This is a genomic window from Leifsonia sp. NPDC056665, from assembly GCF_042791795.1.
In the GTDB taxonomy this organism is placed as follows: domain Bacteria; phylum Actinomycetota; class Actinomycetes; order Actinomycetales; family Microbacteriaceae; genus Leifsonia.
Genome location: NZ_JBHTXK010000002.1, coordinates 180,423 through 197,382 on the forward strand (window position 1 = coordinate 180,423; position 16,960 = coordinate 197,382).

Sequence of the window (16,960 nt, forward strand, 5' to 3'; positions counted from 1 at the left end):
GCGATCCCTTTCGCGCAGTCCTGCGCGCGTCACCAGATGGTCACGCGCTCCTCGGGCGACAGCCACAGCGCGTCGCCGTCCGCGACCCCGAACGTCTCGTAGAACGCGTCGATGTTGCGGACGATCTGGTTGCAGCGGAACTCGTTCGGCGAGTGCGGGTCGATCGCCAGCAGGCGGATGACCTCCTCGTCACGGCCCTTCTGCTGCCAGGCCTGCGCCCAGCTCAGGAAGAACCGTTCCGCGCCGCTCAGGCCGTCGACCACGGGAGGCTGCTCGCCGCCCAGCGAGAGGAGGTAGGCCTTCCAGGCGATGCCGAGACCGCCGAGGTCGCCGATGTTCTCGCCGATGGTGAGGGCGCCGTTCACATGATGGTCGGGCACCTGCGCCGGGGCGAGCGCGTCGTACTGGGCGATCAGGCTGCCGGTGCGCTTCTCGAACGCGCCGCGGTCGGCGGCGGTCCACCAGTCGTCCAGCTTGCCGTCGCCGTCGAACTTGGAGCCCTGGTCGTCGAAGCCGTGGCCGATCTCGTGGCCGATCACCGCGCCGATCGCGCCGTAGTTCGCTGCGGCATCCCTGGTCTCGTCGAAGAACGGGTACTGCAGGATGGCCGCGGGGAACACGATCTCGTTGAAGCCCGGGTTGTAGTAGGCGTTGATCGTCTGCGGGGTCATGAACCACTCGTCGCGGTCGATCGGCTTGCCGATCTTGTTCAGCTCGCGGTTGAACTCGAACAGCGCGGCAGCGCGCACGTTGGCGACCAGGTCGGTCGGGTCGATGACGAGCGCGGAGTAGTCGCGCCACTTGACCGGGAAGCCGATCTTCGGCGTGAACTTGTCGAGCTTGTCGAGGGCGCGGTCGCGGGTGTCCTCGCCCATCCACTCGAGCTTCTGGATGCTCTGCCGGTACGCCTCGATCAGGTTGGCGACCAGCTCGTCCATCTCCTGCTTGGCCGCGGGCGGGAAGTGCTTCTCGACGTAGATGCGGCCGACGGCCTCCCCCATCACGCCCTCCACGAGCGAGACGCCGCGCTTCCAGCGGGCCCGCATCTCGGGCGTGCCGGTGAGGGTGCGGCCGTAGAAGTCGAAGTTGGCGTCCACGAAGTCGCCGGTCAGGTACGGGGCGGAGTCGTGGATGATCTGCCAGGCCAGCCAGTCCTTCCAGGACTGCAGCTTCTCCTCGGTGAGGAGGCCCGCGACGCCGAAGGTGAAGGACGGCTGGCGCAGGACGACCTCAGCGAGCGCGCCCTGCGGTGCGCCCAGGCCGACGGCCCAGTCGTCCAGGCCGGCCGAGCCGAACAGGGCCGTGGCGTCGGCCCAGGAGAACAGGTTGTAGGTCTTCTCGGAGTCGCGGGAGGTCACGTTGTCCCAGTGCTGCGCGGCGATCTCCACTTCCAGGTCGTAGACCCGCTGGGCGCGCTCGGGCGCGTCCTGGAAGCCGGCCAGCTCGAACATCCGCTGCACGTGCGCGGCGAAGGCCTCCCGGATGGGCGCGAACCGCTCCTCGCGGAAGTAGGACTCGTCGGGCAGCGAGATGCCCGCCTGCTCGGCGAACACGAGATAGCGGCTGGGGTCGCCCGGGTCGTTGTCGACGAAGAGCTGGTAGATGCCGCCGACACCGTGGCGCTCCAGCTCGCCGAGGGTCTTCAGGAACTCCGGGATGGTGGCGACGTCATCGGCGATCGCGAGCTGCGCCCGGATCGGCTCGACGCCGAGCGCGTCGACGCGGTCCTCGTCGAGGAAGCTCGTGTAGAGGTCGCCGAACTTGCGCTCCTCTGTACCCTCGGGGGCGGACTGCGCGGCCTCCACGATCTCGCGGACGGCGGCCTCCGACTTCTCGGCGAGCTCCATGAAGGAGCCCCAGCGCGCCTTGTCTCCCGGGATCTCGGTACGGTCGATCCAGGTGCCGTTCACGTGCCGGAACAGGTCGTCCTGCGGGCGGATCGTGGGATCGAGTTCGTCGGTGGCGATGCCGGAGGAGAGCGTCATGCGCTCCAGCCTACGGCGCGGGCGCCCCGCCTGTCAGGTGCGCGCGCCGCCGGAGACGCGCGGGCGGGACTGCTGCCGCGCCGGGACCTCGGGAGGCGCGGTCCGCCGCGGACGGAGACAGGCGTACGAGTTCAGGAAGAGCGCCGCCAGGACCAGCTCGGCGAGGATCGAGACCGTGCCGGAGAGGCTGCCGAACCCGGCGAGCGAGAAGCCGATGTTGACCACGGCGAGCAGGGCGTAGCCGACGCCGAAGACGCCGGACAGGAGCGGCCGGTTCGTCATCCGCCACCACGGCCGCGCCGCCCGCACGGGCTCCCCCGGCCCGCGGAACATCCGGGAGACGATGTACCAGCCGGCGACCTGCAGCACGGTCAGCACGATGGAGGCCGGCTCCGAGTGGAGCGCGTCGAACAGCAGCGCGAGCGCCACGTTGACCGCGAGCAGAACCGCGACCACCAGCGCCTTCCGCGCCGGAGTGGTGAAACGCATGTCGATCCCCCTGGTGAGTCCGATCATTAGCATTTCAGATGTTCACGGGCGGCAGGCGAGGCACGCCGCTCGCGCGTCACATATCGCGCGACGCCCGGATCTGCTCCCACTCGTTCAGCATCTCCGGCAGTCGGTCCTGCATGAACCGGTAGAAGCCGGCCATGTCGCGCAGCCGCTCGGTCGCCGGGTCGTCCGGGTCGTCGAGGGCGGCGAGGCCGGCGTCCGCCTGGTCGGCGAGCACGCCGTAGATCGGGCTGTTGCGGACCATCAGCGCGTACCAGTCGGCCGGCATCTGGTACAGGTCGCGGCGGCTGCCGTTCTGCGACAGGCGCCGCACGATCCCGAGGGTCTGGAGGTAGCGGACCGCTCCGGAGATCGCCGCCGGGCTCGCGTCCAGCCGCTCGGCGAGCTGCGCCGCGGTGAGACCGGCCGAGTCGGTGACCGTGAGCGCCATCAGCACGCGGGCGGGCATCTTCGGGAACCCCGCGGCGGTGAGCACCGCCGCGGAGTGCTCCATCATCTCCGTCAGAGCCCGTTCGTCCCTGGCCATGCCCGTCCCTAACCGATCGCGAAGTCCCGGCGTCGGATGAGCGCCGCCGCGGCGGCGAGCGCGACCACCGCGATGCCGAACATCCAGTATCCACCGGTCCAATCGACCTTCCCGACGACGACAGGGGCGTCGGCGAACGGGGAGAAGTGGCGCAGCCAGTCCGGCACCTTGATCAGGGCGCCGAAGATGCCGAGGAAGGCGCCGGCGCCGAGGGCGGCCCAGCCGACCGGGACGGTCCAGCTCGGCAGCACCACGAACACCAGCGTCAGCACGCAGAGGTAGACGAGCGCCACCGGGAACTGGGCCGCCGCGGCGGCGAACGCGTCGTTGAAGACGGACGCCTTCTCCCCGGCCGCCGTCGCGGACAGGCCCGCCGCGAGTGCCGCCGCCAGCAGCACGAGCACGATCGCGATCAGTCCGACCAGCACGAAGTCGAGCAGCCAGCGGACCCGGGAGACCGGGGTCGACATCATCACCTCGGCCGAGCCTCCGACCTCCTCCTGGCGCAGCCGGATGACCGCCTGCACCGCGCACGCCGCGGCGAGCACGCCGACGATCGACATGATCGCGGAGAGGAAGAGCGCCGTCATCGGGCCGGAACCACCTGCGCCCAGGTGGGCGACGGCGTCCCGGATGTTCCCCAGGCTGGGGTCGTTCGAGATGGATGTGCTGACCACGCTGCCGAGCGCGCCGGCGAGCACGCCGGTGGCGAGGCCGCCGATCGTCCAGCCGAGGACGGTCGGCCACTGGAGGCGCCAGGCGAGCCCGAGCGGGCCGTTCAGCATCGGGAGGGCGTCCCGCCGGCCCGCACGCTCCGGGACGATCCCCGCACCCGAGTCGCGCACGGCCTGGAGGCCGAACACCGCCGCGAGGAGCACGACCGCGAAGCCGAGCTGGAGGAGCAGCGGCGTCCAGTCGTTGCGGACGTACGGAGAGAACTGCTCGCCCCAGCCGATCGGGGTGAGCCAGGTCGGCCAACCCGAGACCATCGTCGTGCCGGAGCTCGTCACCGTGCCGATCGCGTCACCGATCCCGCGCAGCACCCAGGCGAACACCACGACGGCGGAGGCGTAGCCGTTCGCGCCGCGCGAGGTGCTCATCACCTGGGCGAGCAGGAGGCCGACCGCGAGGAAGGCGATGCCCGCCCCGCCGACCGCGGCCCCCGCGACGAGCGAGCCGTACGCCGGGAGGCCGGACGCCATGAAGCCGAGCGCCGTGGCCAGCGCGAGCACGATGTCCGCGAGGACGCCGTGGATGACCGTCGCGACCGTCGGAGTGAGCCGCGCCGCGGGGGTCGAGCCGACGAGCTCGGCGCGACCGGACTCCTCCTCCGCCCGGGAGTGCCGGACGGCGAGGAACGTGTTCATCAGCCCGGCGAGCAGCGCGAGGAAGGTGTAGATCTCGAAGAAGGTGACCGCGGCGAGGCCCGTGCCCTGCGGGAGGCCGCGGAGGACGAGCACGGTCGGGTTCGCGATCGCGAGCCGGATCAGCTCCGCGCGGCCGGTCGCAGACCCGTAGGTCTGGTCGATGCTCGCCGCGGAGAACAGCGCGAGGAACGCGATGCAGAGGATCCAGATGAGGAGCTGCCAGCGGTCGCGGCGCAGACGCTGGCGGAGCAGGACGCCCAGGGTCGCGACGCGCCCGCGTTCGGGGACGGCGGTGTGCCCGGCGCGCGTGGCCGGGCGGTCGGTGGTCGTGGTGCTCATCGCCCTTTCGCCTCCGCCTCCAGCTCGGTCACACCGGCGAGCTCGTCGCCGTAGTGGCGGAGGAACAGCTCCTCCAGCGACGGCGGGGCGACGGTCAGGCTCTTCGCGTTCAGGTCGGCGAGCGCCGCGAGGACTGGCGGGAGGCCGTCGCTGTCGGCGGTGAACTTCACGCGGCCGTTGTCGGTGCGAAGGTCGTGGGCGTCGGGGATGCGGGCGAGCTGCTCGTCCGTCACCCCGTCGGCCGCGAACGAGATCTCGGTGCGGGTCAGATGGCGGAGCTCGTCCAGGGTGCCGGTCTCGACCGTCTTGCCCTCGCGGATGATGCTGACCCGGTCGCAGAGCTGCTCCACCTCGGAGAGGATGTGGCTGGACAGCAGGACGGTCGCGCCGTCCCGGGAGATGCGGGCGATCTCGGCGTTGAAGGTGGCCTCCATCAGCGGGTCGAGCCCACTGGTCGGCTCGTCGAGGATGTAGAGGTCCGCCGGGGTCGCGAAGGCGGCGACGAGCGCGACCTTCTGCCGGTTGCCTTTGGAGTAGGCGCGGCCCTTCTTGGTCGGGTCCAGCTGGAACACCTCGATCAACCGCTTCTTGCGCTCGGCGTAGGCGGCCTTGTCGGCCGTGCCGCCGCGGAGCCGGGCGAGGAGGTCGATGGCCTCGCCGCCGGAGAGGTTCGGCCAGAGGCTGACGTCGCCGGGGACGTAGGCGATGCGGCGGTGCAGGGCGACGGCGTCCCGCCAGGGGTCGCTGCCGAAGACGCGGGCGGTGCCGCCGTTGGAGCGCGCGAGGCCGAGGAGGACGCGGATGGTGGTCGACTTGCCTGCGCCGTTCGGCCCGAGGAATCCGTGGACTTCACCCTCGGTGACGGTGAGGTCGAGCCCGTCGAGTGCCCGGACCCGGCCGAATCGCTTCTCGAGGCCCGAGGCCTCAATCACTGTGGTCATGCGCGTGACTTTACGCTTAATTCAGTAATTTGTGAAAACTTTTAACGGAGCCCTTACACGTGTCCGGGTCAGGTCGGGACGCACTGCAGGTCGTCGATGCCCGCGTACTGGTGGGTGGAGGCGGTGTCGGGGACCGTGTAGGTGTACGGGACACCCGCCTTCAGAGACACGGTGTCGGTGTGCTGATCGATGGAGTCGCCGTCGACGGTGTCCGCGAACCCGACGATCACCTCGGCGGCGGGGCAGTCGCGCTGGGAGGTCAGCAGGAAGGTCCACCCCTGCTCCGGCTGGATCGTCACGCCGTCGATGACGTAACTCTGGTCGGCCGCCGACGGGTCTCCGCTCGACGGGGCGGCGGACGGCGCGGCGGCGGAGCCGTGCGGGGAGGCGGCGCTCGCGAGGCCGCGCTGGGCGCTGCCGGCGAGGGCGATGACCGCGACGAGCAGGACGACGAGGAGGAGGGCGGTGCTGCCGAGGGCGATGCCGATGATGGCGCCGTTGGAGAGCGGCGTGCGGGGGCGGGTGGGGTAGGCGGGGGGTTGCGGAGGATATGCCGACTGCTGAGGAGCGGTGTACTGCGGCGCGGGGGCAGGCTGGGATGGGAACCCGGGCTGCGGCGGCGGGTATGCGGCGTGCCGGGGTGCCACTCCCTGCGGCACTTGAGCCGGCTGCGGCGGGTATCCCGGCTGATTCGTGTTCGGCGCCGGCGGCACCCCCCCGCCCGGCTGCGGCCCCAGTCCGATCGGCGTCGTCCCGCCCTGCGGCCGTCCCCAGCCCTGCGCCGCACCAGTGCTCTGCGGCGGCTGCCAGCGGACCCCGGCGTGCAGGGCGTCCCGGGCCCGCGCGAGCGCGTCGACGGCGGCGATCTCGCTCTCCGGAACGGTCGCGATGTGCGCGGCGTACGCTTCGGTGATCTGCGCTTCGGTCGCGTTCTCGGGGAGCCCGAGCAGGGCGGCCGCCTCGGCGGGCGTCATGGTCGCACCGCGGTGACGCCGGACCGGCCGGGGATCATGCGCTCTTGCTGCATGCGTTGATCGTAGCGGCCGGTCGCGGCCCGACACGGGGTCGGCGCGGCGCTCAGCACCCGGCCAGGATCCCCTTCAACGCCGCACCCTCCGCGGCCGTCACCCACAGTCCGTACTTCGCCTTGACTGCGACCTGGCGGGCCGCATACTCGCAACGGAATCCGCGATTCGGCGGCAGCCAGGTCGCTGCGTCGCCCGCGCCCTTCGCCTGGTTCGTCGCCCCGTCCACCGCCAGCAGCTCGAGCGGGTCGTTCGCGAGCTGGACGCGCGCCTCCTGGCTCAACGCCTGGGCGCCGGTCTGCCAGGCGTCGAGCAGTGCGACGACGTGGTCGATCTGGACGAGCGCGGAGGTCTGCACCCCACGGGTGAACGCGATGCTGCGGCCGGTGTACGGGTCGCTCAGGGTGCCGGTGAGGACCGCGCAGTCCGTGCGACGGGTGACCGCGGCCAGGTCGCGGGCGAGGACGTCGTCCCGCGTGTCGCAGCCGTTCTTGTCGACGTCGAGCCACGCCTCGCCGAAGCGGCCGACGCGGTCGTACCCGGTCGCCGGCGCGCGGCCCTTCACCGGGAGCTGCGCGAGCGCGGCGCGCGCGCCGGGCGCGTCGAGCAGGCCCGCCGCCGTGCGGGCGCCGGGCGGGGAGGCGGGTGCCGGCGTCGAGGCGCCCGCCGTCGTCGGCTCGGCCGGTGCAGCTCCGCCGTTCAGCGCCGCGTAGCCTCCCGCTCCGGCGAGGGCGAGCAGAAGCGCGACGGCAGCGACCGGCCACGGCGCCGCACGGACGTCCTGCTCACAGGAACGAGTCGTCGGCGAGGCCGCGATGAAGCCCGCGCCGGGAGAGGTGGACTCCCGGCCGTTGTGAGGTCGCGATCTCGCCGAGCTCCCGCATCACCCTCCCGAAGTACGGCGCGGCGGTCGCGTTGCGGTAGGCGCCCGGGTTGAGGTCGGCCTCGTTGCGCAGCCGGATCTCGGCGCGGGCGGCCTCGACCGGGGCGATGATCTTGGCGCCGCTGCGGTAGCGGATGAGCCGATGCACCCACTGGTCCAGAGCCTCCGGAAGCCCAGCCGGGACGCGATCGTGCTCGGCGGCGAGGGAGGCGCGGTGGGCTCCCGCGCTGTCGGGCGCGGTGGCGTACCGTTCGCGCGCCGGGCCGTCCGCCGCCCGCCGCTCGGAACGGAGCACCGCCAGGAGGTCGTCGCTGCGGTTGGCCTGCTGCGCGAGCAGGCCCAGCGCGTCGACGGCCGAGCTGTACTCGTCCTCGTAGCCCGAGTAGTCGCCCGGATGCGCAGACCGGTCGTGGAGGAGGTCGGTGCGCGCGGACGCCGCCTGCCCCTTGGTGAGCACCGTGCGCCCGTTGCGCACCCGCTCGAGACGCCAGGACCAGGTGGACAGCAGTTCCGGCATCAGGTGGCTCATCCCTCCACTGTAGGAACAGCCACCGACACCGGGGCGACCGACACGAGGTCGCCGGGACGCGGCCGTGTTCCGGGGACCACCAAACGATGTCACCCCCTCGCGATAGCGTTGTCCCCGCCGTGAACGTCCTCCCCCGCCGACCGCTCGACCGCGAGATCCTGCGCCTCGCCGTCCCTGCGCTCGGCGCCCTCGTGGCCGAGCCGCTCTTCCTGCTGGCCGATTCGGCGATGGTCGGGCACCTGGGCGTCGCGCCGCTCGCCGGGCTCGGGATCGCGAGCGCCATCCTGCAGACCGTCGTGGGGCTCATGGTGTTCCTCGCCTACTCGACCACGCCCGCCGTCGCACGTCGGCTGGGCGCGGGTGACGAGCGCGGGGCGGTCGCCGCCGGCGTGGACGGGAGCTGGCTGGCGCTCGCGCTCGGAATCGTGCTCGCGGCGGCCGGATGGGCGGCCTCCCCACTGCTGGTGGGGCTGTTCGGCGCGTCCGGGGAGGTCGCCGCCCAGGCGGAGACCTACCTCACCATCTCGATGCTCGGGCTCCCGGCCATGCTGCTCGTGTTCGCGATGACCGGGCTGCTGCGCGGCCTCCAGGACACGCGCACCCCGCTCGCGGTCGCCGTCGCGGGGTTCGGGGCGAACATCGTGCTCAACTTCTGCTTCATCTATCTGGCCGGGCTCGGGATCGCCGGCTCCGCGATCGGGACCGTCGTGGCGCAGTGGGCGATGGTCGTCGTGTACGCGGTCGTCGTCGTCCGGCACGCGCGACGCGTCGGCTCCCCGCTGCTCCCGCACCATGCCGGGATCGGCCGGACCGCCCGGGCGGGGGGATGGCTGTTCCTGCGCACGGCGAGCCTGCGCGCGGCGATGCTGCTGGCCGTGTTCTGCGCGACCCGGCTGGGACCGGAGGAGCTCGCGGCCTTCCAGGTGACGATGACCGTGTTCGCGACGCTCGCGTTCGCGCTGGATGCGCTCGCGATCGCGGCGCAGGCGCTGGTCGGCAAGGGGCTCGGCGCCGGGGAGCTCGGCGACGTCCGGGAGGTGCTGCGCCGCTGCGTGCAGTGGGGGCTCGGCGCCGGCCTGGTCCTGGGGGCGGCGACGGTCGCGCTCAGCCCGGTCGCGGCTGGGCTGTTCACGAGCAGCCCGTCGGTGGCGGCGCTGCTTCCGGCGGCGCTCGCCATCATCGGGGTGAGCGCGCCGCTTGGCGGCTACGTGTTCGTGCTCGACGGCGTGCTGATCGGTGCGGGGGACGCGCGGTATCTGGCGTTGACGGGGGTGCTGAACGTGGCGGTGTTCGTTCCGCTGGCGCTCGCGGTGGTGGCGTGGGGGTCGCCTGACGCGGGCGGGCTGGCGGCGCTGACGGCGGCGTTCGCGTTCGGGTACCTCGGTGCGCGGGCGGTGACGCTCGGGCTGCGGGCGCGTGGGCGGGCGTGGATGCGGGCGGGAGCGGAACGGTAGCGGGGCGCGATCGCGCACCCCGCTACCTTCAGCTCACCCCAGCCACTCCCGCGCCGCCACCACCAGCGCCCGCACGCCCACGTCGATCGTCGGCTGCGCCACCGGCGCGAAGAACGGCGAGTGGTTGGACGGGATGTCCGTCTCCACGGTTCCCGCCGCGATCGCCGCGCGCACGGTCTCGGGGTCGCCGCCGCCGAGCAGCCAGTAGACGAGCGGGACTCCCGCCGCCGTCGCCAGGTTGCCGACGTCCTCGCTGCCGGACAGCGCACCCGGCTCGAGCACGGCCTCCTCGCCGAACTCGGACGCGAACGCCGCGTTCACGCGGGCCGTGGCCTCCACATCGTTGACCGTGACCGGGTAGCGCTCGCCCCACTCCGTCGTCGGCTCGTGCGGGGAGCCGCTGGCCTGCAGCTCCGCGCGGAGGATGCGGTCGACGCCCTCCAGCACGCGCGCGCGGACCGTCTCGTCGAAGCTGCGCACGCTGATCCCGAGGGTCGCCGACGGCGCGATGATGTTGTTCTTGGTGCCGGCGTGGAGGGTGCCTACGGTGACGACCGCGGTGTCCTGCGGGGCGGTCTCGCGCGACACGACGGTCTGGAGGCGCATGACCGCGGAGGCCGCCATCACCACCGGGTCGATGGTGGTCTCCGGGCGCGAGCCGTGGCCTCCGCGGCCGCGCAGGGTCACCTCGAAGGCGTCGACCGCGGCCATCGCGGCGCCGGGATGCGCGCCCACCATGCCGGCGGGGAACGGGGTCACGTGCTGGCCGAGCACGACGTCCGGCGCAGGGACCTTCGCGTAGAGGCCGTCCTGGACCATCACGTCCGCGCCGCCGCCGTGCTCCTCCGCCGGCTGGAACACGGCCACGATCGTCCCCGACCAGTCGTCGGTGGACGTGGCGAAGCGCTCGACGGCCCCGAGCAGGCAGGTGATGTGGATATCGTGGCCGCACGCGTGCATGACCGGGACGGGGTTGCCGTCGTCGCCTGGCGCGGTCTGGGTCGACGCCCACGGGAGGCCGGTCTCCTCGCGAACGGGCAGCGCGTCCATATCGGCACGCAGCAGCACGGTCGGGCCGTCGCCGTTGCGGAGCACGCCGGCGACGCCGGTGCGTCCGATGCCGGTGTGCACCTCCAGGCCGAGGGCGGACAGCTGCTCGGCGACGATGCCGGCGGTGCGGTGCTCCTGGAATGAGAGCTCGGGGTGGGCGTGGAGGTCGCGGTAGAGGGCTTCGAGGTCCATGCGGTCCACCCTATGCGGCGAGGGCGGTGAGGCCTCTACCTCCGCGGTTCCGCCGTCGTGTTGCCGCGGTGGAACTCGCTGGTGAAGGAGGTGGGGGTCGGGGCGCGGCCCTCCAGCATGTCGACGATGGCGCGGCCGGCGGCGCGGCCCTTCTCGACGGCGGGCTGGACAAGGGTGGTCAGGTCGTAGGGCCAGAGGCCGTCGACGCGGACGCCGTCGAAGCCGACCACGCTGACGTCGCCCGGCACCTCCAGGCCGAGCTCCTCGGCGGCGCGGATCACGCCGGCGGCGAGCAGGTCGCTCTGGGCGACGATCGCGGTGGGGCGTCGCGACGGGTCGGAGAGGAGGGCGGCGCCGGCGATGCGGCCCTCCTCCACGAACGAGCCGCGGGTCGTCCAGCCGCCCGCGTCGGGGAACACGTCCCGGGCGCCGGCGAGGCGCTCGGTGGCGGTCGTGGAGCTGCTGGCGCGCACGATCGCGGACGTCAGCGGTCCGCGCGCGCGGTCGCGCGGGAGCGGCAGTGTGACGACCGCGATGTCGCGGTGGCCGAGGTCGTGGAGGTGCTGGGCGGCGAGGCGCGTGGCCTCCCGGTTGTCCTGGCCGATCGAGGGGACGTCGTCGGCCGGGTCCCCCTCGATCGCCACGAGCGGGATGCCGCGCCGGCGCAGCATCGCGACCGACTCGTCGAGGCGCGGGCTGCAGCCGACCAGCACCACGGCGTCCATCGGGGCGTCCTCGATGCGCTGGGCGGTCTCTCCCGCGTCGGTGAGGATGAGGAGGCCGGCGTCGACGGCGGCGATCTCGTCGGAGATGCCGTCGAGCAGGGCGATCTTGATCGGGTCTCGGAACGCGTCGCCGACCCGCTCCTCCATCACGACGCCGACGATCCCCGACCGGCCGCGGCGCAGCGAGCGGGCGCGCGGGTCGGGCCCGGCGTAGTCGAGCTGCTTGGCGGCGTCCAGGACGCGCTCGCGCGTGGAGTCCGAGACCGGGCCCGTGCCGGAGAAGGCAAGGGAGGCGGTGGAGTTGGAGACACCGGCGAGGCGGGCGACGGCGGCCAGCGTCGGCCGGGCGCCCGCGAGGGGTGTGCTGCTGTCGTTCACGTGTGGTAGCTTAGTCGAATCGTTTCGATCGAAACGATTCGAGTGACGAAATCCACTCCCCCACCAGAACCCGCCGGCCGCTCGCGGCCCCCGCTCCCCCCAGGACAGCCGATGTCACAGCCGACCCCGACGACGACCCGCGACCGCGGCGAACTGCGCGCCTGGCGCAACGCGGTCTTCGTGATCTTCATCCTCAGCGGACTCGCGATGGCGACATGGGTGGCCCGCATCCCCGGCGTGCGCGACGACCTCGACCTCGGCCGCGACCCGTCGTCGGTCGGACTGCTCATCCTCGGGATGTCGGCCGGCGCCATCGTCGGACTGTCGGTGTCCTCCCTCGTGCTGGTGCGCTTCGGCCCGCACAAGGGGATGGTGGGGAGCCTGGTGATCGTGGCGATCGGCACGCTGGCGATCGGCTTCGGCTCCACGGTGTTCCACGCGGTGCCGATGGTGGCGGTCGGCCTCATCCTGCTCGGCTTCGGCAACGGGATGGTCGACGTGATGATGAACGTCGAGGGCACCGCGGTCGAGCGCCGGGTCGGCAAGACCCTGATGCCGCTCATGCATGCCTTCTTCAGCCTGGGCACGGTGCTCGGAGCCGGGATGGGCGCGGCCGCCGCGGCCCTCCACATCGGTGTCGTGTGGCACCTCTCCTTCATCGCCGTGGTGCTCGTCGTGGTGGCGCTGGTCGCGATCCGCTTCATCCCGCGGGAGGCGGACCTCGGCGATGAGACGGCCGAGAAGCCGCGCATCCCGTTCGCTCAGAGGCTGCGCGCGTCGCTGGCGGTGTGGGCGGACTGGCGGCTCATCCTCATCGGCGTCGTCATGCTCGGCATGGCGTTCGGCGAGGGCTCGGCGAACGACTGGATCGCGCTGGCCACGGTCGACGGCCACGGCCAGTCCAACTCCACCGGCGCGCTCGTGTTCGGATTCTTCGTCGCTGCGATGACGCTCGGCCGCGTGCTCGGCGGGCCGATCGTCGACCGCGTCGGACGCGTCGCCGCGATCCGCGTGACGGCGGCGATGGGCGTGGCCGGCCTCCTGCTCTTCATCCTCGGCGGCCCGCTGTGGGTGGCCGTGATCGGCACGGTGCTGTGGGGCTTCGGCGTCTCGCTGGGCTTCCCGCTCGGGATGTCGGCGGCGTCGGAGGGCAACGAGAACCCGGCCGCGCGCGTGTCCGCGGTCGCGATCATCGGGTACTGCGCGTTCCTGGTCGGGCCGCCGCTGATCGGGTTCCTGGGCAAGGAGTTCGGCCTCCTGAACGCGCTGTACCTCATCCTCGTGCTGCTGGTGGCGTCGTTCCTGGCCGCGCCGGCCGTGCGCCCCGCGGCCGAGCGCCGGACGCGCCTGCAGCCCGCCGCCGAGTAGCCCCGCCGCCGCACTCCGCACATTCGGCACGAATGTGGGGTATCGCGCCGCCGAACGCGACATTCGTCACGAATCGTGCGTCGCAGTGATGCCTGGATTCGGCACGAATGTGGGGTATCGCGGCGCGAAAGGCGACATTCGGCACGAATGTGCGAGCTACGCGAACGCGATGCAGACGGGGGTCGGCACCGGCGTCGCGCCGAGGCGGCGCAGCGCGCGTGACGCGGCGTCGAACGCGAAGACGACCACCTCGTCGCTGTCCTGGCACGCGGCGAGCACCCGGTCGCCCTCCGGCGACAGCACCAGGTCGCGTGGGGCGCGGCCTCCTGCCGCTACGACCTCTACGAGCTCCACCGCCGACCCCGCCGCATCGAAGGCGAACACCGCGATGGTGTCGTCCCCGCGGTTGGTTACGAGCACCGTTCGCCCGTCGTCCGTCACCCGCACGGCGGCGGGCAGGTTCGCGCCCGCGGCGTCCGGGCCGCGCGTGCCCGCCGAGGCGACCCGCTCGAACCGGTCGCCCTCCCGGCGCAGCACGTCGAGGGTGCTGTCCAGCTCGTTCAGGAGGAGGGCGTGCCGGCCGTCCGGGTGGAACGCGAGATGCCGCGATCCCGCAGCGCCGACCGCGACGGTCGCCCCCGGGCGCAGCGTCAGCGCACCCGCCGACGACAGCGCGTACCAGCGCACCTCGCCCAGCCCGAGGTCGACCACCACGACGTCCCCGGTCACCGGGTCGACCGAGAGCTGGTGGACGTGCGGAGCCTCCTGCCGGGCAGCGTCGGGGCCGCGGCCCTCGTGCTGCACGAACGCGGTCCGCTCGCCGATCGCGCCGCCGTCGAGCGCGAAGACCGAGACCGTGCCGCCGACGTAGGTCCCGGTCAGCAGGAATCGGCCAGAGGGATGCAACGCCAGGTGCGCGGGCGAGTCCCCGCCGCTCGACACGCGGCCGAGCGGCCGCAGGGAGCCGTCCGCCGAACGCGCGAACGCCGAGACGCCGCCGTCGGGTCCGGTCTCCTCGACCGCGTAGACGTGGGAGCCGTCCGCCGACACCGCCACCCACGACGGGTTCGGCACCTCGGCCGCCACGGCGACGTCCACGACCGCCGTGCCGTCGAAGCGCGCCGAGAGCACACCATCGGCGTGACCGTCGACGTGCGGGAGGCGCTGCGTGTACGTGCCGATGAGGAGGTCGTGGGCCATCCCCTCATCCTGCCAGCACCGCGAATGCGCCGGCGCCGCGGCTGTGCCAGCATCGCCGATGTGCCAGCACCGTACACTTGACCGGTGCGCCTCGTGATAGCCAACTGTTCCGTCGACTACGCCGGCCGCCTGAGCGCCCACCTCCCGCTCGCCAAGCGCCTGCTCATGCTCAAGGCCGACGGCAGCCTCCTCGTCCACTCCGACGGCGGCTCCTACAAGCCGCTCAACTGGATGAGCCCCCCCTGCACGCTCACCGTCGACGAGCCGGACGAGCTGCAGCAGGAGGCCGGGATCACCGAGGTCTGGCGCGTCAGCCAGGCGAAGACGGCCGACATGCTCGTCGTGTCCATCCACGAGGTGCTGCACGACTCCGCCCACGAGCTCGGCATCGACCCCGGGCTGCAGAAGGACGGCGTGGAGGCGCACCTCCAGAAGCTGCTGGCCGAGCAGATCCAGCTCCTCGGGGACGGCCACGTGCTGGTCCGCCGCGAGTACATGACCGCCATCGGCCCTGTCGACATCCTGGCCCGCGACGAGCGCGGTGCGTCGGTCGCCGTCGAGCTCAAGCGCCGCGGCGACATCGACGGCGTCGAGCAGCTCACCCGCTACCTCGAGCTGATGAACCGCGACCCGCTGCTGGCGCCGGTGTCCGGGGTGTTCGCGGCTCAGGAGATCAAACCCCAGGCCCGCACGCTGGCCGAAGACCGGGGCATCCGCTGCCTGGTGCTCGACTACGACGCCATGCGGGGGCTGGACGACAGCGACAGCAGGCTCTTCTGATGGCCGCACCCGTTGGACGCTTCCCGCAGACCTACGAGAACGGCGCCGTCCGAAAGGCCCTCGCCGCCATCGCCGCCGAGCCGACGATGGAGCACCTGGACGCGCTGCTCGCCGCCGCGACGAAGGGCGGCCTCGTGGTCGACGTCACCGGGTCCGAGCCCGGTGAGGTGCGGCTGCGGACCATCCAGTCGACCGCGGGCGAGCCGGTGCTGCCGCTGTTCACCTCGATGAAGGCGCTGCGCAACGCCGTCGGAGCCGCGGGAGGCACGGGCACGCGCGTGCAGGCCGTGATCGTCCCGGCCGCCGAAGCGCTCGGCTACATCGCCAACGCCGACTTCGTGGCCGTGCAGTTCGACCCGGGAGCCGCCAACACGATGGTCGTCGCCCGCTCGCACATCGAGTCGGCTCTCAGCGAGCACTGACGATACATTCGTACATCTCACATAGCATTAGACGGCTATGACAAACCCGACCACCACCACTGAGGCGCCCGCGCCCGTCGCGCGCACCTGGACCTGTGTCCTCTTCGACCTCGACGGCACCCTCACCGACTCCGCACCCGGCATCACGTCCTCCCTGGTGCGCATGTTCGAGACGCTCGGCCTCCCCGTCCCCACCCCCGCCGAACTCGTGGAGTACGTCGGGCCTCCGCTGCTCGACTCGCTGCAGGGGATGGCCGGCTTCGACGAGGCGGGCGCCCGTGACGCGCTCACCGTCTACCGGGCGGACTATGCGGCCAACGGCGCGTTCGACAGCGCCGTGTTCCCCGGCGTCCGCGGCCTCCTCCAGCGACTGCAGGCCGCCGGCATCCCGCTCGCCGTCGCCACCAGCAAGCCGGAGGCCCAGGCCACTCGCATCCTGGAGCACTTCGAGCTCGCGCAGTACTTCGACGTCATCGCCGGCGCGACCGAGGACGAGAGCCGCAGCGCCAAGGCGGACGTCGTGGCCGACGCGCTGCGCCGCCTCGGCGAACTGGGCGTCGCGCTCGACCACACCGTGATGGTCGGCGACCGCGCGTACGACGTGGAGGGTGCGGGCGAGCACGGCATCCCGACGATCCTCGTGGAGTGGGGCTACGGCTCCCCGGCCGAGGCGGCGGGCGCGATCGCGGTCGTGCACTCGGCCGACCAGCTCAGCACGCTGCTGCTGGGCTGAGCGGGCCGCCAGAACCCACGGCGGTCAGCGTCGGAGGGTGCGCAGTAGGCTGGAGTGTTGTACTACCGAACCGCATACAGCACTAGGAAGAATGATGCGCACCAACAGCAAACTGCTCGTCCCCGCCGCCGTCGTCGCGGCACTGTCCATCGCCGCACTGACCGGCTGCTCCGGCAGCGGTAACGGCTCCAGCTCGACGCCCTCGGCGTCGGCTTCCCAGGAGGCGGCCTCCAAGTCGCTCCCCTCCGACTTCCCGAAGTCGGACGTCCCGATCGTCGCCGGCACCATCCTCGTGGCCAACGGCGACAAGAACGACGGCTGGTCCGTCACCGTCCAGCCGAAGGACAAGAACGGCTTCGCCGACGCGAAGGCCGCTCTCGAGAAGGCCGGTTACACGGTCCAGCCCGGCGCGACCGACAGCAAGGCCGTCTACAAGAACGCCACGTACACCGTGGCCGTGGGCACCCCCGGCGTCGCCGTGACGTATCTCGTCACCGCCAACTGACCCGGTAGCCGAACAGTGAGTAGTGGCGGGAATCGCACGGTCGAT

At 72.3% G+C, this 16,960-nt stretch carries 17 protein-coding genes; 6 read left to right on the plus strand and 11 right to left on the minus strand.

Translation table 11 applies throughout. The features are described 5' to 3' along the window. Nucleotides 1–29: 29 nt before the first annotated feature. From ACFQ9V_RS03095 to ACFQ9V_RS03130, 8 genes are all read right to left on the minus strand, one after another. Complete coding sequence (locus tag ACFQ9V_RS03095) at nt 30–1,985, minus strand: M13 family metallopeptidase (RefSeq protein WP_382457708.1); 1,956 nt, start codon at nt 1,983–1,985, stop codon at nt 30–32. 33 nt (nt 1,986–2,018) lie between these two features. Beyond that, on the minus strand, nt 2,019–2,474 hold the full coding sequence (locus ACFQ9V_RS03100; RefSeq protein WP_382457709.1) for a hypothetical protein: 456 nt from the start codon (nt 2,472–2,474) through the stop codon (nt 2,019–2,021). A 76-nt stretch (nt 2,475–2,550) separates the two neighbouring features. Then, nucleotides 2,551–3,024 carry a GbsR/MarR family transcriptional regulator gene (locus ACFQ9V_RS03105; protein WP_382457710.1) on the minus strand — a complete coding sequence of 158 codons (474 nt, stop codon included), beginning with the start codon at nt 3,022–3,024 and terminating at the stop codon, nt 2,551–2,553. A gap of 8 nt (nt 3,025–3,032) precedes the next feature. After that, nucleotides 3,033–4,730: an ABC transporter permease gene (locus tag ACFQ9V_RS03110; RefSeq protein WP_382457711.1), complete on the minus strand. Its 1,698-nt coding sequence runs from the start codon at nt 4,728–4,730 to the stop codon at nt 3,033–3,035. After that, nucleotides 4,727–5,671, minus strand: coding sequence for an ATP-binding cassette domain-containing protein (locus ACFQ9V_RS03115; RefSeq protein WP_382457712.1), 945 nt, complete (start codon nt 5,669–5,671; stop codon nt 4,727–4,729). The genes ACFQ9V_RS03110 and ACFQ9V_RS03115 overlap by 4 nt, the downstream gene beginning before the upstream one ends. Nucleotides 5,672–5,739: 68 nt before the next feature. Then, nucleotides 5,740–6,645 carry a hypothetical protein gene (locus tag ACFQ9V_RS03120; protein WP_382457713.1) on the minus strand — a complete coding sequence of 302 codons (906 nt, stop codon included), beginning with the start codon at nt 6,643–6,645 and terminating at the stop codon, nt 5,740–5,742. Nucleotides 6,646–6,748: 103 nt separating this feature from the next. Further along, nucleotides 6,749–7,261, minus strand: a complete 513-nt coding sequence (locus ACFQ9V_RS03125; RefSeq protein ID WP_382457714.1) for an HNH endonuclease family protein — start codon at nt 7,259–7,261, stop codon at nt 6,749–6,751. A 220-nt stretch (nt 7,262–7,481) separates the two neighbouring features. Further along, on the minus strand, nt 7,482–8,108 hold the full coding sequence (locus tag ACFQ9V_RS03130; RefSeq protein ID WP_382457715.1) for a hypothetical protein: 627 nt from the start codon (nt 8,106–8,108) through the stop codon (nt 7,482–7,484). A gap of 86 nt (nt 8,109–8,194) precedes the next feature. On the opposite strand from ACFQ9V_RS03130, the gene ACFQ9V_RS03135 reads away from it, so the two are divergent. Further along, complete coding sequence (locus ACFQ9V_RS03135) at nt 8,195–9,562, plus strand: MATE family efflux transporter (RefSeq protein ID WP_382457716.1); 1,368 nt, start codon at nt 8,195–8,197, stop codon at nt 9,560–9,562. 33 nt (nt 9,563–9,595) lie between these two features. On the opposite strand, the gene ACFQ9V_RS03140 is transcribed toward ACFQ9V_RS03135, so the two are convergent. After that, nucleotides 9,596–10,804, minus strand: a complete 1,209-nt coding sequence (locus tag ACFQ9V_RS03140; RefSeq protein ID WP_382457717.1) for an amidohydrolase — start codon at nt 10,802–10,804, stop codon at nt 9,596–9,598. A gap of 35 nt (nt 10,805–10,839) precedes the next feature. After that, on the minus strand, nt 10,840–11,907 hold the full coding sequence (locus ACFQ9V_RS03145) for a LacI family DNA-binding transcriptional regulator (protein WP_382457718.1): 1,068 nt from the start codon (nt 11,905–11,907) through the stop codon (nt 10,840–10,842). Between the two features lie 111 nt (nt 11,908–12,018). On the opposite strand from ACFQ9V_RS03145, the gene ACFQ9V_RS03150 reads away from it, so the two are divergent. After that, nucleotides 12,019–13,275, plus strand: coding sequence for an MFS transporter (locus ACFQ9V_RS03150; RefSeq protein ID WP_382457719.1), 1,257 nt, complete (start codon nt 12,019–12,021; stop codon nt 13,273–13,275). Between the two features lie 156 nt (nt 13,276–13,431). On the opposite strand, the gene ACFQ9V_RS03155 is transcribed toward ACFQ9V_RS03150, so the two are convergent. Then, nucleotides 13,432–14,475, minus strand: a complete 1,044-nt coding sequence (locus ACFQ9V_RS03155) for a lactonase family protein (RefSeq protein ID WP_382457720.1) — start codon at nt 14,473–14,475, stop codon at nt 13,432–13,434. An 84-nt stretch (nt 14,476–14,559) separates the two neighbouring features. On the opposite strand from ACFQ9V_RS03155, the gene nucS reads away from it, so the two are divergent. The 4 genes from nucS to ACFQ9V_RS03175 all read left to right on the plus strand — a co-directional run bounded on the left by nucS (nt 14,560) and on the right by ACFQ9V_RS03175 (nt 16,915). After that, nucleotides 14,560–15,255, plus strand: coding sequence for an endonuclease NucS (gene nucS, locus ACFQ9V_RS03160; RefSeq protein ID WP_382457721.1), 696 nt, complete (start codon nt 14,560–14,562; stop codon nt 15,253–15,255). Beyond that, nucleotides 15,255–15,677 carry an SseB family protein gene (locus ACFQ9V_RS03165; protein WP_382457722.1) on the plus strand — a complete coding sequence of 141 codons (423 nt, stop codon included), beginning with the start codon at nt 15,255–15,257 and terminating at the stop codon, nt 15,675–15,677. Before nucS ends, ACFQ9V_RS03165 begins: the two co-directional genes overlap by 1 nt. Before the next feature lie 37 nt (nt 15,678–15,714). Next, nucleotides 15,715–16,410: an HAD hydrolase-like protein gene (locus ACFQ9V_RS03170; RefSeq protein ID WP_382457723.1), complete on the plus strand. Its 696-nt coding sequence runs from the start codon at nt 15,715–15,717 to the stop codon at nt 16,408–16,410. A 94-nt stretch (nt 16,411–16,504) separates the two neighbouring features. Next, nucleotides 16,505–16,915, plus strand: a complete 411-nt coding sequence (locus ACFQ9V_RS03175; protein WP_382457724.1) for a hypothetical protein — start codon at nt 16,505–16,507, stop codon at nt 16,913–16,915. Nucleotides 16,916–16,960 lie beyond the last annotated feature (45 nt).

Excerpts from the sequence above, each read along its gene's own strand:
- ACFQ9V_RS03175 (WP_382457724.1), top strand. The coding sequence starts at position 16,505 with ATGCGCACCAACAGCAAACTGCTCGTCCCCGCCGCCGTCGTCGCGGCA.
- ACFQ9V_RS03150 (WP_382457719.1), top strand. The coding sequence starts at position 12,019 with ATGTCACAGCCGACCCCGACGACGACCCGCGACCGCGGCGAACTGCGC.
- ACFQ9V_RS03095 (WP_382457708.1), bottom strand. The coding sequence starts at position 1,985 with ATGACGCTCTCCTCCGGCATCGCCACCGACGAACTCGATCCCACGATC.
- ACFQ9V_RS03115 (WP_382457712.1), bottom strand. The coding sequence starts at position 5,671 with ATGACCACAGTGATTGAGGCCTCGGGCCTCGAGAAGCGATTCGGCCGG.
- ACFQ9V_RS03100 (WP_382457709.1), bottom strand. The coding sequence starts at position 2,474 with ATGCGTTTCACCACTCCGGCGCGGAAGGCGCTGGTGGTCGCGGTTCTG.
- ACFQ9V_RS03120 (WP_382457713.1), bottom strand. The coding sequence starts at position 6,645 with ATGACGCCCGCCGAGGCGGCCGCCCTGCTCGGGCTCCCCGAGAACGCG.
- ACFQ9V_RS03155 (WP_382457720.1), bottom strand. The coding sequence starts at position 14,475 with ATGGCCCACGACCTCCTCATCGGCACGTACACGCAGCGCCTCCCGCAC.
- ACFQ9V_RS03110 (WP_382457711.1), bottom strand. The coding sequence starts at position 4,730 with ATGAGCACCACGACCACCGACCGCCCGGCCACGCGCGCCGGGCACACC.
- ACFQ9V_RS03130 (WP_382457715.1), bottom strand. The coding sequence starts at position 8,108 with ATGAGCCACCTGATGCCGGAACTGCTGTCCACCTGGTCCTGGCGTCTC.
- ACFQ9V_RS03140 (WP_382457717.1), bottom strand. The coding sequence starts at position 10,804 with ATGGACCTCGAAGCCCTCTACCGCGACCTCCACGCCCACCCCGAGCTC.
- ACFQ9V_RS03135 (WP_382457716.1), top strand. The coding sequence starts at position 8,195 with ATGTCACCCCCTCGCGATAGCGTTGTCCCCGCCGTGAACGTCCTCCCC.
- ACFQ9V_RS03105 (WP_382457710.1), bottom strand. The coding sequence starts at position 3,024 with ATGGCCAGGGACGAACGGGCTCTGACGGAGATGATGGAGCACTCCGCG.
- ACFQ9V_RS03170 (WP_382457723.1), top strand. The coding sequence starts at position 15,715 with ATGACAAACCCGACCACCACCACTGAGGCGCCCGCGCCCGTCGCGCGC.
- ACFQ9V_RS03165 (WP_382457722.1), top strand. The coding sequence starts at position 15,255 with ATGGCCGCACCCGTTGGACGCTTCCCGCAGACCTACGAGAACGGCGCC.